The 13,832-nt window shown below is 47.7% G+C and carries 15 protein-coding genes; 14 read left to right on the top strand and 1 reads right to left on the bottom strand.

The features are described from left to right. Positions 1-181: 181 nt before the first annotated feature. From HW560_RS09960 to HW560_RS10005, 10 genes are all read left to right on the top strand, one after another. Positions 182-1,024 carry a DegV family protein gene (locus HW560_RS09960; RefSeq protein ID WP_090904653.1) on the top strand — a complete coding sequence of 281 codons (843 nt, stop codon included), beginning with the start codon at positions 182-184 and terminating at the stop codon, positions 1,022-1,024. A gap of 134 nt (positions 1,025-1,158) precedes the next feature. Next, a complete protein-coding gene (locus HW560_RS09965; protein ID WP_090904654.1) occupies positions 1,159-1,878 on the top strand; it encodes a response regulator transcription factor in 720 nt (239 codons plus the stop codon). Beyond that, positions 1,875-2,807 carry a sensor histidine kinase gene (locus HW560_RS09970; RefSeq protein WP_179262942.1) on the top strand — a complete coding sequence of 311 codons (933 nt, stop codon included), beginning with the start codon at positions 1,875-1,877 and terminating at the stop codon, positions 2,805-2,807. Before HW560_RS09965 ends, HW560_RS09970 begins: the two co-directional genes overlap by 4 nt. 128 nt (positions 2,808-2,935) lie before the next feature. Beyond that, a complete protein-coding gene (locus HW560_RS09975) occupies positions 2,936-3,859 on the top strand; it encodes an ABC transporter ATP-binding protein (RefSeq protein WP_090904656.1) in 924 nt (307 codons plus the stop codon). Continuing rightward, complete coding sequence (locus tag HW560_RS09980) at positions 3,852-4,550, top strand: ABC transporter permease (RefSeq protein WP_179262945.1); 699 nt, start codon at positions 3,852-3,854, stop codon at positions 4,548-4,550. Before HW560_RS09975 ends, HW560_RS09980 begins: the two co-directional genes overlap by 8 nt. Positions 4,551-4,654: 104 nt before the next feature. Further along, the gene (gene thiD, locus HW560_RS09985; protein WP_063567104.1) at positions 4,655-5,467 is read left to right on the top strand and encodes a bifunctional hydroxymethylpyrimidine kinase/phosphomethylpyrimidine kinase; all 813 of its coding nucleotides are present in this window, start codon (positions 4,655-4,657) and stop codon (positions 5,465-5,467) included. Between the two features lie 243 nt (positions 5,468-5,710). Further along, entirely contained in the window at positions 5,711-6,391 is a 681-nt protein-coding gene (locus tag HW560_RS09990) for a response regulator transcription factor (RefSeq protein WP_090904658.1), read from the top strand. Further along, the gene (locus tag HW560_RS09995) at positions 6,388-8,145 is read left to right on the top strand and encodes a sensor histidine kinase (protein ID WP_179262947.1); all 1,758 of its coding nucleotides are present in this window, start codon (positions 6,388-6,390) and stop codon (positions 8,143-8,145) included. The genes HW560_RS09990 and HW560_RS09995 overlap by 4 nt, the downstream gene beginning before the upstream one ends. Positions 8,146-8,165: 20 nt before the next feature. Further along, positions 8,166-8,711: a CDP-diacylglycerol--serine O-phosphatidyltransferase gene (pssA, locus tag HW560_RS10000; protein ID WP_090904660.1), complete on the top strand. Its 546-nt coding sequence runs from the start codon at positions 8,166-8,168 to the stop codon at positions 8,709-8,711. A 13-nt stretch (positions 8,712-8,724) separates the two neighbouring features. Further along, positions 8,725-9,210: a DedA family protein gene (locus HW560_RS10005; protein ID WP_053780148.1), complete on the top strand. Its 486-nt coding sequence runs from the start codon at positions 8,725-8,727 to the stop codon at positions 9,208-9,210. A gap of 141 nt (positions 9,211-9,351) precedes the next feature. Here the strand turns inward: HW560_RS10005 and HW560_RS10010 are convergent, their stop codons facing one another. Then, positions 9,352-10,542 carry a cation:proton antiporter gene (locus tag HW560_RS10010; RefSeq protein ID WP_179262949.1) on the bottom strand — a complete coding sequence of 397 codons (1,191 nt, stop codon included), beginning with the start codon at positions 10,540-10,542 and terminating at the stop codon, positions 9,352-9,354. Between the two features lie 376 nt (positions 10,543-10,918). Between HW560_RS10010 and HW560_RS10015 the strand changes: the two genes are divergently transcribed. The 4 genes from HW560_RS10015 (at position 10,919) to HW560_RS10030 (ending at position 13,800) form a co-directional block, all read left to right on the top strand. Next, the gene (locus tag HW560_RS10015; RefSeq protein ID WP_177185907.1) at positions 10,919-11,503 is read left to right on the top strand and encodes a DUF420 domain-containing protein; all 585 of its coding nucleotides are present in this window, start codon (positions 10,919-10,921) and stop codon (positions 11,501-11,503) included. A 72-nt stretch (positions 11,504-11,575) separates the two neighbouring features. After that, a complete protein-coding gene (gene gpmA, locus HW560_RS10020; RefSeq protein WP_179262951.1) occupies positions 11,576-12,319 on the top strand; it encodes a 2,3-diphosphoglycerate-dependent phosphoglycerate mutase in 744 nt (247 codons plus the stop codon). A 245-nt stretch (positions 12,320-12,564) separates the two neighbouring features. After that, entirely contained in the window at positions 12,565-12,738 is a 174-nt protein-coding gene (locus HW560_RS10025; RefSeq protein ID WP_167434840.1) for a hypothetical protein, read from the top strand. Between the two features lie 153 nt (positions 12,739-12,891). Then, the gene (locus HW560_RS10030) at positions 12,892-13,800 is read left to right on the top strand and encodes an aldo/keto reductase (protein ID WP_179262953.1); all 909 of its coding nucleotides are present in this window, start codon (positions 12,892-12,894) and stop codon (positions 13,798-13,800) included. The last annotated feature ends 32 nt before the right edge of the window (positions 13,801-13,832 follow it).

A 13,832-nucleotide genomic window follows, 5' to 3' on the forward strand; every position in this document is an offset into this window, starting at 1 on the left:
GGAAGAAATGAGGCTGTTCAACAATGCGCCACAAGACAGCGGTTTGTCCGTTCCTTTATAATTGGGGAGCAAGAACGCAAACGTTTACAATATAAACTATTCAAATTTTAAATAATCCGCCGGGCATGTGCCTGACGATTGAGGATACAGCTTCAACAATCCGGCAAGAGAGAAGGTTGGAATGAGGAAAATTGCATGGGTCACGGACAGTACGAGCACACTCGATCCGCTATTTGCTGAGCAGAATCATGTGTACATTGTACCTCTGCGCATCGTTTTTGGAGAGGAATGTTATCGGGAGACAGAAGACATCTCGTCGGAATTGTTCTATGAGAAACTTGAGGGGTCTTCACGTGCAAGCAGTTCACAGCCGCCGATTGGTGAATTTATTGAACTGTATGAGTCGTTGAAAGGCCAGTACGATGAGATCATTACCATTCATTGCTCCACTGCGCTTAGCGGTACGCTGCACACATCAATGCAGGCTGCAGAGATCGCAGGGGTGACGGTTACCGCCATTGATTCCAGAGCAGGCGCGTATCCGCTGCGGGAGATGATTTTGCAAGGACTGGAATGGCAGAAGAAAGGCCATACAGCCGCCGAAATCAAACTTCACATCGAACAGATAATTGATAACATGTCCTTTTACCTCATCCCGGCCAGTCTTCAGCATTTGCACCGCAGTGGGCGGGTGTCGGGGACCCAGCTTATTCTTAGCCAATTGTTGAAAATTCATCTGCTGCTTCGATTCGAAGAGGGCAAAGTGGTTGTGAATGAGAAAATTCGTACGTTTAAACGGGCCAAACAGCGCATGCTGGATGTGCTCAAGGTGGATATGGGGAAAGTGAAGCATGTATGCATCATGCATGCGAACAATCAGGAAGAAGCCGTTACGATCAAACAGCAGATTGCAGATCTGCTTCCCCGCTTGAAGACGGAAATTATGCCTTTTATCCCTGTGGTAGGCATTCATGCAGGGGCGGGAACGATTGGGCTGTGCTGGATACGAAGCGAGACGGTATAAGGTTGTACATGAGACCTGGCAGGAGGTTCACTTTGAAACATGAAGTGGCGATCCTGCCGGGTTTTTCGTATTTCATTGCCAATTGATGCAAACTGTGAGGTAATAAAGGAAACGTTCAAGTTGGAGGGAATATCGTGTCAGGTTATCGCTTGCTGCTTGTTGAAGATGATCGCTCTATTAGTGAAATGGTAGGGCCTTATTTGGAAAAAGAGGGCTATGACGTCTCTTATGCATATGACGGATTAGAGGCGGAACGTCAATTCAGCCAATCACCGTCAGGTTATGACTTGGTCATTCTCGATCTGATGCTGCCACATAAAAATGGGATGGAAGTGCTCCAGACCATCCGTGCCACCAGTCTGGTGCCAGTGCTCATCCTGTCTGCAAAGGACGGAGAGGTGGACAAAGCCCTCGGCCTTGGCTTCGGCGCGGATGATTACTTAAGCAAACCCTTCTCGCTGATCGAGCTGACCGCTCGGATCAAGGCGGCTATTCGTCGTGCCAACTATACCGCACAGCCTGCAGCTTCAACTACTCCGAAGGCACAGCGCATTCACATTGGCGGACTTGTGGTCGATATGGATACGTATGAGGTGGAGCGTGATGGCATATCTGTAAAGCTTACTTCCAAGGAATTTGGCATTCTCAAAATGTTTGTCACCCACCCTGGCAAAGTATTTACCAAGGCTCAAATCTACGCTTCTGTCTGGAATGATCACTATTACGGCGACGAAAATATCATTAATGTTCATATGCGCCGTCTGCGCGAGAAGCTGGAAGTTGACCCGTCCAATCCCCGGTATATCAAAACATTGTGGGGCATCGGTTATAAGCTGGAGGTGGACCCGGCATGACGTTGATCTTGGCCTGTTCTACCGGGATCTTGGCTCTCGTCGTCATTTTGTTGAGCGTAAGGCTGCATAAACGCAGTACCCATCTAACCTACATACATGAGAAATTGACCGCGATTATAGATAAAGGTACGTTTGAGCGGCTGCTTGTCTTCAACAGTGACCCCCAAATCAGCCAGCTCCTTAAGGACATGAATCAGTTACTGGATCATGCACATCGGGCTAAGGCGGGTTATGCCAATCAGGAGAAGGAGATGCGCAACATGCTCTCCAATATCTCACATGATCTGAAGACGCCGCTTACGGTTGTGCTTGGTTATAGTGAAACGCTGCTGCACAGCACTTCCCTAACAGATCAGGAGCGCATGATTATGACTGGCAAAATTCAGGATAAAGCGCAGGAGGTGCTACGTCTGATTCATTCCTTTTTTGATCTGGCAAAGCTGGAGTCGGGGGATATCGAGCTTGTATTGACCAGGGTCAATGTAAGCGAATTGTGTCGCTTGAAGATGATTTCTTTTTATGACATGTTAACGAATCTGGGGCTGCAAGTGGAGCTGTCCATTCCTGAAAGTGATGTCTTCGTGAAAGGCAATGAGGAAGCGCTGGACCGTGTGCTGGATAATCTGATTACTAATGCTATGAAATATGGAGCGGATGGTAAGGTACTTGGCCTTTCACTCGACTATTCAATAGGCGAACAAGTGACTCTTAGCATCTGGGATCGGGGCAAGGGCATTCCTGAACAGGAGCACAGCCGTGTATTTGAACGTATGTATACGCTGGAGGATTCTCGTAATCGTCTCTATCAGGGCAGCGGTCTGGGTCTGACCATTACGAAGCGGCTGGTGGAGCGGATGGGCGGAAGTATTGAGCTGCATAGCGTACCTTTTGTACGAACTGTATTTTCGGTTTCTTTAAAACCTTGTTAGGTGCAATTTGTAACTTTCCCCGTAAGCTTAAGGATTTTGTAAGATTTGATTAATAAAAAAGAAGAATTTTCTCTTTACAATACAGATATAAGAACCCGTCAGGGACGAACGTAAAGGAGAATATCAACATGACCTATATTGCGCGGACGATAGGTGTGACCAAGACGTATGCAGGGACAGAGGTTGTATCAAACGTCAATATGAGTATCAAGCAAGGGGAGATTTACGGGTTTCTTGGTCCGAATGGAGCGGGGAAAACAACAATGATGAAGATGCTCACCAACCTGGTGAAGCCGACTGTAGGCGAGATTGAGTTGTTCGGTGAAAAGCTCACCCCTACTTCTTATGAATTGCTGAAACGAATGGGCAGCATCATTGAATATCCTTTCTTCTACGATAAGTTGTCCGCCAGGGAAAATCTGGAGCTTCATTGTGAATACATGGGATTCTATAACAAAAAGATCATTGATAACATGATGGAGAATGTAGGTCTCAAGGACACAGGCAAGAAGCCAGTTCGCGACTTTTCGCTGGGGATGAAACAGCGTTTAGGCATTGCTCGTGCGCTTATCACAACACCGGAACTGCTTATTCTGGATGAACCGATCAACGGACTCGATCCCTTAGGCATCAAGGAGATGCGTGATTTGTTCAAACGTCTCAGTTCCGAATATCGGATTACCTTGCTAATCTCCAGCCATATCCTTGGGGAAATTGAACAGGTAGCGGACACCGTTGGGGTCATTCGAAATGGGCGTCTGGTTGAAGAAATATCCATGGAGAGCATTCGCGGGAGCCACAGCGAGTATATTGAGCTGCAAACGATGGATTCGCGTAAAGCGACCTATGTAATGGAACATCAGCTGGGGTTGAAAAATTATAAATTGATCGATGACCATACCGTACGCATCTATGATCCAGGCGTTGCTCCATCGGAATTGACAGGCAAGCTGATCGGGCATGGCGTTGAGATTGAATCCATTTTCAAACGGGCACATTCATTGGAAGAACACTTCATGAACCTAATGAAAGGGGATGGGGACGTTGCTTAAACTGATCCAGCTGGAACTGCGCAAACATCGGTTTGCCCGAAATTTCAGAGCGGTAGGAATTGCCAATCTCGTCCTCATCCTGTTTCTCATCATGATTGGATTCACCGATCAGGGGGCAGAAGATTACGCTTTTGCAAATTACGATGTTTCCTTCATGTTAGTAGATACGTTTGCCAGAGCCGTATTCATTATTTTTGGTGGTGCGCTGATAGGGAAACTGATTATCAGTGAGTATCGAAATAAAACAATGAACGTCATGTTTACCTATCCGATCAAGCGCCATAAAATCATTGCAGCCAAACTGATCATCATCTTTGTTTTTACTTTCATGATGATTTTGTTTACCGATGTGCTGATGGGGGCATTGTTAGTTGTGGCAAACCACTTCTATGACTTCATTCCCGACACATTGACGATGCGTGAAGCATTGGTACTGTTGCTGAAGTACACCATTAGTTCCTTGTCCGCTGCGGGCATGGCCCTGATCCCTCTATTCTTTGGGATGCGCAAACATTCGGTCACGGCTACACTGGTATCATCCATTCTGCTTGTTTCTGTAGTATGTTCAGGATTCAACGGGCCAATGTTCTCCATCAATACACTTATTGTGCTTCCGCTGACCCTGGGGGCAATTGGACTGTGGATAGCTTCGCTGTCCATGATTCGTCTGGAGACAAAAGACGTGAACTGATTCCTTTGGAATCCATACTCCGTATGGCTTCACATGGCATTGACATCTGCTCTTACAAGGGATAGGATAATGTCAACTGAAGGACGAAGGAGAATGCAACTACCATGACGATTCCAAAAACATTAACAATCGCTGGTTCGGATACGAGCGGCGGTGCCGGGATTCAAGCAGATTTGAAAACTTTTCAGGAGCTTGGTGTGTATGGCATGACTGTGCTGACCACTGTTGTGGCTATGGAGCCTGACACGTGGGATCACCAGGTCTTTCCTGTGGAATTAAATGTAGTCGAGGCTCAACTGCGCACCGTTCTGGATGGCATCGGTTTTGATGCAATGAAGACGGGGATGCTGGGTTCTGTAGACATCATTGAATTGGTTGCGAAGCACATCCGCCGGAGCGGGCTGCCACAGATCGTTATCGATCCGGTAATGGTCTGCAAAGGTACGGACGAAGTGCTGCAACCTGAAAATACAGAAGCAATGATTGAATTCCTGTTGCCGGGTGCTGATCTGGTTACCCCGAACCTGTTTGAAGCTTCGCAGCTCGCGAAAAGTGGACTGATCCGCTCCAAGGAGCAGATGGAAGCTGCAGCAGCTGTCATTCACGATCATGGGGCGAAACATGTCCTGATCAAGGACAGAGGCGTGATTAACCCGGGCAAAGCGATGGATCTTCTCTATGACGGAACGAACTACGAATGGTTTGAAGCCGATGTTGTTGGCTCCGGATATACACACGGTGCAGGCTGCACCACATCTGCGGCAATTACCGCAGGTTTGGCGCGCGGTCTTACCGTGAAAGAGGCTGTTCGTGAAGGTAAAGCCTTCGTGACCAAAGCGATTGCTGGCGGATTCCCGCTCAACCGCTTTGTTGGCCCGACGTTGCATGTAGCACACCGACTGGAGAACCAACGCTGAGCGGTGCGCACATGTAGTGTGTAATCGCGGAGATATAACGTGGTCTCAGCCGAAAGTAGCTGTCAATGAGCAGGGGATTGCTCGTTGGCGGCTTCTTTTTTGTGCGAAAATGTATGGAATTTAGTAACTTCTGGTATATATTAATCGTATATAAGATGGAGTTCATTCCAGAACATGGCTGGACACACGGACGACACACGGAATCGTTATGTTAACAACAGAAAGCTAAAAGGAGAGTCGGCCATGGTCAGAACAGTGCTTCTGGTGGAAGACGAAAGCCGCATTCGTGAGATTGTGGCCGATTATTTCATAAAAGAACAATGGAACGTCATTGAAGCAGAACATGGGGTGGAGGCACTGGAATTGCTGGAACTGCATGAAGTGGATCTGGTCATTCTGGATGTGCTGATGCCGGAAATGGACGGATGGACCCTCTGTGGGCATATTCGTTCCCAGTCGACCGTACCTATTATAATGCTGACTGCGCGATCGGAAGATGATGACAAGATCCATGGCTTTCAGCTCGGCGTGGATGATTATGTAACGAAGCCATTCAGTCCTCGTGTGCTAGTGGCACGTGCAGAGACATTAATGAAGCGGGTGGAGGGTGCCGTTAGCAAGGAGCAGACCGTGATTCGGTTTGGAGGCGCAACACTCGATCCCTGGGCGCGGCGGCTTGAGAAGGATGGAGTCGAAGTGGAGCTTGCTCCCAAAGAATACGACCTGCTGCTGTATCTAACTCGCAATCAGGGAATTGTGCTGTCCCGCGATGCCATTCTTAACCGGGTGTGGGGATACGACTTTGAGGGCGACTCGCGTGTGGTCGATACCCATATCAAAAAGCTTCGCAGCAAGCTTGGAGATGAAGCCAAGTGTATCCGAACCGTTATCGGTACGGGTTATCGATTCGAGGCCGAGACATGAGACGTAACGGTGTAACGATGAAACTGTTTCTGGTCATGGCTGGATTTCTGCTTCTTCTATATGGAACAACCGTGATTGCCCAACTGGTCTGGTTCCCTGACTTTTACCAGCATCAGAAGATCAGCAGCATTAAGAAGAAATTAACGAAGTTTGAACAACAATACTCCGCTGGACATTGGAATGATGTGCAGTTGGCCAAGGAAACCGGGAAGTTCATGCGGCAGAATCAGTCGCATCTGGTTATCCTGACGAATACAGGCAAGCTGGTTAATGATCCATTTCACATTGTTCTTCTGCAAGAAGATGGCAAGCAGGTAAATATATCGCTGTCGTTGTTTATCAACAGCGAGAACGCAGGATGGCTTGCTTCACACTTGAAGTATGGTCAGCAATTGACCGTTACAGGCTCGGCAAGTGGCATGAATGATCCTATGGTCTATCCGCTCAAGATAAAGGATCAGAGCTCTGTGGTCAGCGGAACAGAAGATTTTCAGGAGTTAACGGAGCCGGTAGAAGAATGGTCAGGTACATTGCAGGACGTTGTTCTTCCCAACCTGGGAACATGGAGCCAGAGACAGGGTTTGCTTGTGCAGGCCTTGGATAGCCGCTTCCCACTATCTACGGAAGACCAGCTCCGTCTCGCCAATGGAAAAATGATTAATGAGGAATGGACCGACAGCTGGAGCGGTGTACGAAATGTGCTTACCATTGCTCCGGTGCACAGCGCCGGCCCCCAGCAGCAGCTCATTTTTTCCCTGACGTCTCTGCAGGAGATGAGGGAGGCGAGTGAAGCTACACAGCTATTTTATGCGTATTTTGGTATTGCAGCATTTGTGCTGATTGTGTTCCTTTCACTGCTTCTGTCCCGAATCGTCACCAAGCCGTTGCTTGCCCTGAACCATGTTGCCAAAAAGATGTCGACCCTTGATTTTACAGTGAAATCGCCCATCCGCCGCAATGACGAGATTGGCAGTCTATCCAACAGTCTCAACGCGCTGTCAACGACACTGGGTCAGACTTTGGAAGAACTAAGGCAGGCGAACAGTCAGATGCGTACCGATATGGAGATGAAGCAGCGAATTGAACAGCGTCAGCGGGAGTTTTTTGCCGATGCATCCCATGAACTCAAGACACCTATCAGCATCATCAAAGGGTACTCCGAAGGGTTGAAAGATGGAGTCAGTGAGAGTAAACGTGAGCGTTACATCGAGATCATTGCCGATGAAGCGGTCAAAATGGAAACGATGGTCGAAGAGATGCTGGATCTGGTACGGCTGGAATCCCAAGCGATTAAGCTGAACACCGATGCGGTGGCTCTTGGAGATATGATTGAAGATATTGCCGGTCGTCTGGGACCACAACTGAAGGAAAAGGAACTGGAGGTTGTACTGGTTTCCACCACAGAGCAGACCGTTGAGGGAGACCGCAGCAAGTTGGAGCAAGTCATCTATAATATGATGATGAATGCTATACGTCATGCTGTTCCTAAGACCGATATTGTGATTGAGATCAGCAGGCCGGAAGGGCAGGTTCGAATCTCCATCGAGAATCAGGGTGAGCAGATTTCGGAAGCGGAGCGCCAGTACATCTGGGAAAGATTCTACCGTGTGGAACGCTCGCGTAATCGCAAAATGGGGGGAACCGGTCTCGGCCTGGCCATCGCGAAGCAGATTCTCGATTTGCATGGATGCAGTTATGGTGTGGAGAACACGCCGGACGGAGTCCGTTTTTATATTATTTTTCCTAATGCTTAGTACGAAGGGGAGTCAAGTTTATGAAATCTTTACCGTCCATTCTAACGTTGGGCAACTTAACTTCAGGCATGCTGGCTGTGATTATGGCTATCCATGGCGAATTTGCACTGGCCGTGACGATGATCTGGGTAGCCATGTTCTTTGATCTGTTTGACGGGTTTGCAGCCCGCAAGCTGCATTGTGAGGGTGAATTCGGGAAGGCGCTGGATTCACTGGCTGACGTTGTGTCCTTCGGGACAGCACCCGTGCTGATCCTGTATTTGAACTCCATGAACGAGGTAAATGCGCTGGGTATGGCACTGACGGCATTATTCCCGGTTTGTGGTGCATTGCGTCTTGCCCGTTACAATTGCCAGAAGACAGCAAGCCATGGCTTTGTGGGCATGCCGATTACGTTTGCAGGTGGTCTTATGTCCTTTTTCGCGCTCTGGAGTCCTTATTTTACTCATGGTGTAGCCTATCTTGTCATTATCGTATTATCCGGTCTAATGGTTAGCCAAATCCGATTCCCGTCTCTAAAACAAGTGCTAGCCCCCCATGAGAAGGATATTGTGGAACCGAAATAAGGAGCGAGTCAGTATGGAATTTGCAAGAGAATTTATTGGTCAATACGGTTATTTCGCAATTTACGGACTGCTGGCTCTTGGCGTGATTGGCATGCCCATTCCGGATGAGGTGATGATGACCTTTGTCGGTTATCTCGCCTCCATCTCGGTGCTGAATTATTCGGTGTCCATCGTTGTCAGTTTTGGTGGAGCGTTTACTGGTGGTCTTCTGAGTTACACCATTGGCAAGAAGGCCGGTCGGCCACTGGTTGAGAAGTATGGTAAATGGGTTGGGGTCAACGCCAAACGGCTGGGCAGGGTGGAGTCCTGGTTTTTGAAATACGGGTACTGGTCTATCATACTGGGCTACTTCATTCCAGGCATTCGTCATCTGATGTGCTGCTTCTCCGGCATCAGCCGCATGGCCATAGGACGATACGTGCTTGTCTCCAGCATTGGCGCGTTTATATGGTGTGTTGTCTTTATATCGATCGGCTTTTACGTAGGTGTGTTAACTTAAAATGGGACAGCCTGTTATGAACAGGCAAGGATAAAGACCTCTTGTATATGGAGCGGTCTTTTTTTGTTTGTGTATTCATTGACTCCATTAAAAACGAAAAGCCCACCGCAATATGCACGGTGAGCTGATTATAAATTTTGTTTACCCGCTTAGATGGGATTCCTCAATCCCTTTTTCAACACGAGTTTCCCCTTTTTTGCGTGCAAAGGTGATTTTGAGCAAAGGTGGCGTAACCAGCGTTGTAACGATAACCATAATGACCACACTGGTGAAATACTCAGCATCGAGCAAGCCGGAAGCAAGTCCGGTAGAAGCGATAATAAGAGCAACCTCCCCCCGGGAGATCATCCCCGAACCAATAGCCAGAGAGGATGTCCGATCGAATCCAGTCAGTCGAGCACCCGCTCCGCCACCCAGAAGCTTGGTTACAATGGCAATGAGACTGATGACGATAATGAACCAGATCTGTGAACCCACGCCGTCAAAAGTTACATTCAAGCCGATGCTTACAAAGAAGACTGGGACAAAAATCCCGTACGCGATCGGCTCAAGCTTGGTTTCGACCTCATGTTTGAAGTTCGTTTGGGAGATGGCGATACCTGCCGCAAAAGCCCCGATAATGCCTGCAACCCCCATCCACTCGGCAAAGTACGAAAAGCCAAAACAAATGATTAATCCGGCCGTAATAACGGTCTCCGTGACCTTCAGCGGTGCCATCCACTTCATGATGCGTGGAACAAGGAACCAGCTGGCAGCGATAATCACTACAAAGAATAGCAGCTTCTTGCCAATAAGCAGCGAGATTGAAGTATCGGTTGCGCCTGTTCCGAGCAAACTCATCATGACTGCGAGGATGACCACAACGAGTACATCATCGACGACAGCTGCTCCAAGAATCGTTGTACCCTCACGAGAGCTGAGCTGATTCATGTCTTTGAGCGTTTGGACCGAGATGCTGACCGAAGTGGCACAGAACAACAGTCCAAAGAATAAAGCGTGTGTCTGCGACATGCCGAAAGCAGCGGCAGCTCCATATCCCCCGATGAATGGTAAAATGATACCACCCACGGCAACAGCAAAGGCTGCCTTCCAATTTTTCTTCAATTGTTCCAGATCCGTTTCGAGTCCGGCAATGAACATAAGCAGCAGTACTCCGATTTCAGCCATGTAATGGATGAAATCACTTTGTTGTACCCAACCGAGCAGAGCGGGGCCAAGAATAACACCAACAATCAATTTGCCCAGAACCGACGGCTGACCAAGTCTTACGGACAAATCACCAGCCAGCTTGGTGAAAATCAAAATAAGTGCAAGAACCAAAATAAATTCCATAGGTGTACTCCTCTCCAGCAGTAGCGTTTATAGGATTACCAGTCCAAGGGCGCATCATTCCAGGCCTCAAGAACAGAAAAAAGGCATAAAACGGCGCTTGTAATAGTGCCGCTTTATGCCTTAAAAAAGACAAGGAGGGCCCTTGGTGACAGGCTCCTCCAGTTCAACGCGTATTTGATTAATTGCATTAATTATACCACAAATACAGGATGGGGTAAACCAGTGAAGGTGTGCTTTTAATGAAATTGGCCTTATGTGGGCATTTTAAGGGTACCTGACGAGGCTTTTTGTTCAGAGTGTTGTCACTTAACAGTCGAGAAATGGCAAGATATAATGAGATAGAACATAGAAGTTAGGATATGAGGAGGATTTTTCATTGGGCAAACAGGACAAAGGGGAACGAAACATTCAATCCAATCAGATTGCCCCGACCAGTAATAAAAATTTTGCAGGTCTTATTATTACCATTTCCATTATCGCCAATGTCATTATTTTATTGTTGTTCTTTGCACCGTCGATCGGATACAAAGGCGATGTGGCCTTTGACATTACCGTGCTGCCGCGGTTTAACGCCGTGTTCAACAGCTTCACCTTCATCTTCCTGCTTGCGGCCTTGATTGCCATTATCAAGCGGAATGTAAAATTGCACAAACGTTTCATTCTTGCTGCATTTTCAACGACCCTGTTATTTCTCGTTACGTATCTGTCGTTCCACTATTTGTCTCCGGAAACGTCCAAATACGGCGGAGAAGGCATCATTCGTTCCATCTATTTCTTCATTCTGATTACACACAGCATACTGGCAGCCATTATTGTTCCGCTTGCTTTGTTCACTCTGGTATGGGGCTGGACGAATCAATTGAAGAAACACCGTAAAATTGCTCGTTGGACGATGCCAATCTGGCTCTACGTGAGTTCAACGGGTGTAGTTGTATATCTGATGATGGCACCTTACTATTGATAATTTCAAAAATCATGGGCATATCCGGCTCGCCTTGCGGGTAATGGTTTCATGGAAGGAGGATTCACGCTTATGTACAGAGTCGTATTGATTCGCCATGGACAGAGTATGTGGAACGTGGAGAACCGTTTTACCGGTTGGACGGATGTGGATCTGACGACCGATGGATACGGAGAAGCGCGTAAAGCGGGAAAAATCCTGAAGGAACAGGGTTTTGATTTTGACTACGCTTATGCTTCGGTACTTAAACGCTCCATTCGAACACTGGATATTGCACTTGATGAGATGGACCGGATGTGGATTCCGATCACGAAGACGTGGAAGCTGAACGAACGTCATTATGGTGCACTGCAAGGACTGAACAAACAGCAGACTGCGCTGAAGTACGGTGAGGAGCAGGTGAAGGAGTGGAGACGCTCCGTTAGCGTATCTCCCCCGGCCCTGGACGAAACAGATGAGCGTTATGTTCAGGATCAAGACAAGTATGAGCGGCTGGGCTGCACCATCCCGCGTACCGAGAATTTGATGGATACATCGAAGCGGGTCCTGGAGTATTGGAATGCAGAGATCAAACCGGTTGTGTCAGCAGGCAAAAGGGTACTGATCTCCGCGCACGGCAATACGCTCCGTTCACTTGTCATGCATCTGGACCAAATGTCAGAAGCAGACGTAATGGCGCTTAATATCCCGACAGGCATTCCGTTGGTCTATGAACTGGATGAAGATCTGCATCCGATCGGGCATTTCTACTTGACTGCCGATGGCTCCACATACAAACATGAGGAAATGACTCACGTCGCACCACCGTCCGATTGATCGGATAATAGTGATCGGAAGATCGTTCTGACCGCGAAGGTTTATACTCGTAACGATTAGTTCAACGTACACAGTATGTTAAGAGATGGCTCCTGAATTCTCATTCTCAGGGGCCATCTTTTTACGCTTTAATAGGCCGTTTTCTAATTTTAGCGTTTAGCGTTCCATCTGACGTTTCGTTTTTCTCCTACAGGGTAATCTCAAGCAAGACACGATGTACATTAATCCTGAAGGAGGAACAACATATGTCTAAAAAAAGTGGAATTATTGTAACAGCTATTGGAGCAGGCGTGACTTACTTGATGAGGAACAAACAAGCAAGGGATAAGCTGTTCAGTACGGTATCAGGACTGATGAAAAATTCAAGTTCATCTTCAAAACCGTCTTATGGAAGCAAAAAAGGTTCACGAGTGATTTAAAATAGATGTTGATATAGGAGTCAATTAGCATGAGAAGCCCGGAGCTGGTATAGTCCCGGGTTTTTGTGTGCGCGCATATGTCATATGCGATTTTTGCCAGCAAGAATGATACAATGGAAACTTGCAGAACGTATGGAAGGGGATGTACAACATATGAAGAAAAATCGTCTGGGTTCATCCGAACTCATGGTTGGTGAAATTGGGTTAGGCTGCATGTCACTTGGAACTGAAGTGAAATCTGCTGTAGCCTTGATTCATGAAGCATTGGATCGTGGCGTTAATCTTCTGGATACCGCTGACCTGTATGATGCAGGATTAAACGAAGAAATCGTGGGCCAGGCCATCCAGGGACGCCGGGATCAGGTCATTGTGGCAACCAAGGTTGGTAATCGTCGCATACCGGGAAAAGAAGGCTGGTCATGGGACCCGTCCAAAGTCTATATCAAACAAGCTGTACGAGACAGCCTGAAACGGCTGCAGACGGATTATATTGATCTATATCAGCTGCATGGCGGCACTCTGGATGATCCAATCGAAGAGACAATTGAAGCTTTTGAGGAACTGAAGCAGGAAGGTCTTATCCGGTATTACGGTATATCCTCCATCCGGCCGAATGTGATTCGTGAATATGTACAAAGGGCTTCCATTGTCAGTGTAATGAATCAATACAGTGTTGCAGATCGCAGGGCCGAAGAGGAAGTATTGCCTTTATTGGAGCAAAAGGGTATTAGTGTTATTGCTCGTGGACCTGTGGCAAGTGGAGTTCTCGCTGATTCTGGTGCTGCCAAGGCAGATAAGGGTTATCTGGATTATTCACCTGAGGAGTTGCACATCATACGCGAAGGCTTGAGCCGTTTGGTTACGAACAATCGCAGCATGGCTCAAACGGCCATTCGTTATGCTTTGGCGCATCCGGCTGTTGCCGCTGTTGTGCCAGGTGCAAGTTCGAGAGAGCAGTTGTTGCATAATATTGCTGCTTCGGAATCCGCATCCCTTACGGCTGCGGAGATTAACGAAATACGGGATCTCAGCCCGGCCAATCTGTACAAGCAGCACCGTTAAACGTTAGCAGCCTATTTTCAATTGTAACTATA

This window comes from Paenibacillus sp. E222, from assembly GCF_013401555.1.
Lineage (GTDB): Bacteria > Bacillota > Bacilli > Paenibacillales > Paenibacillaceae > Paenibacillus.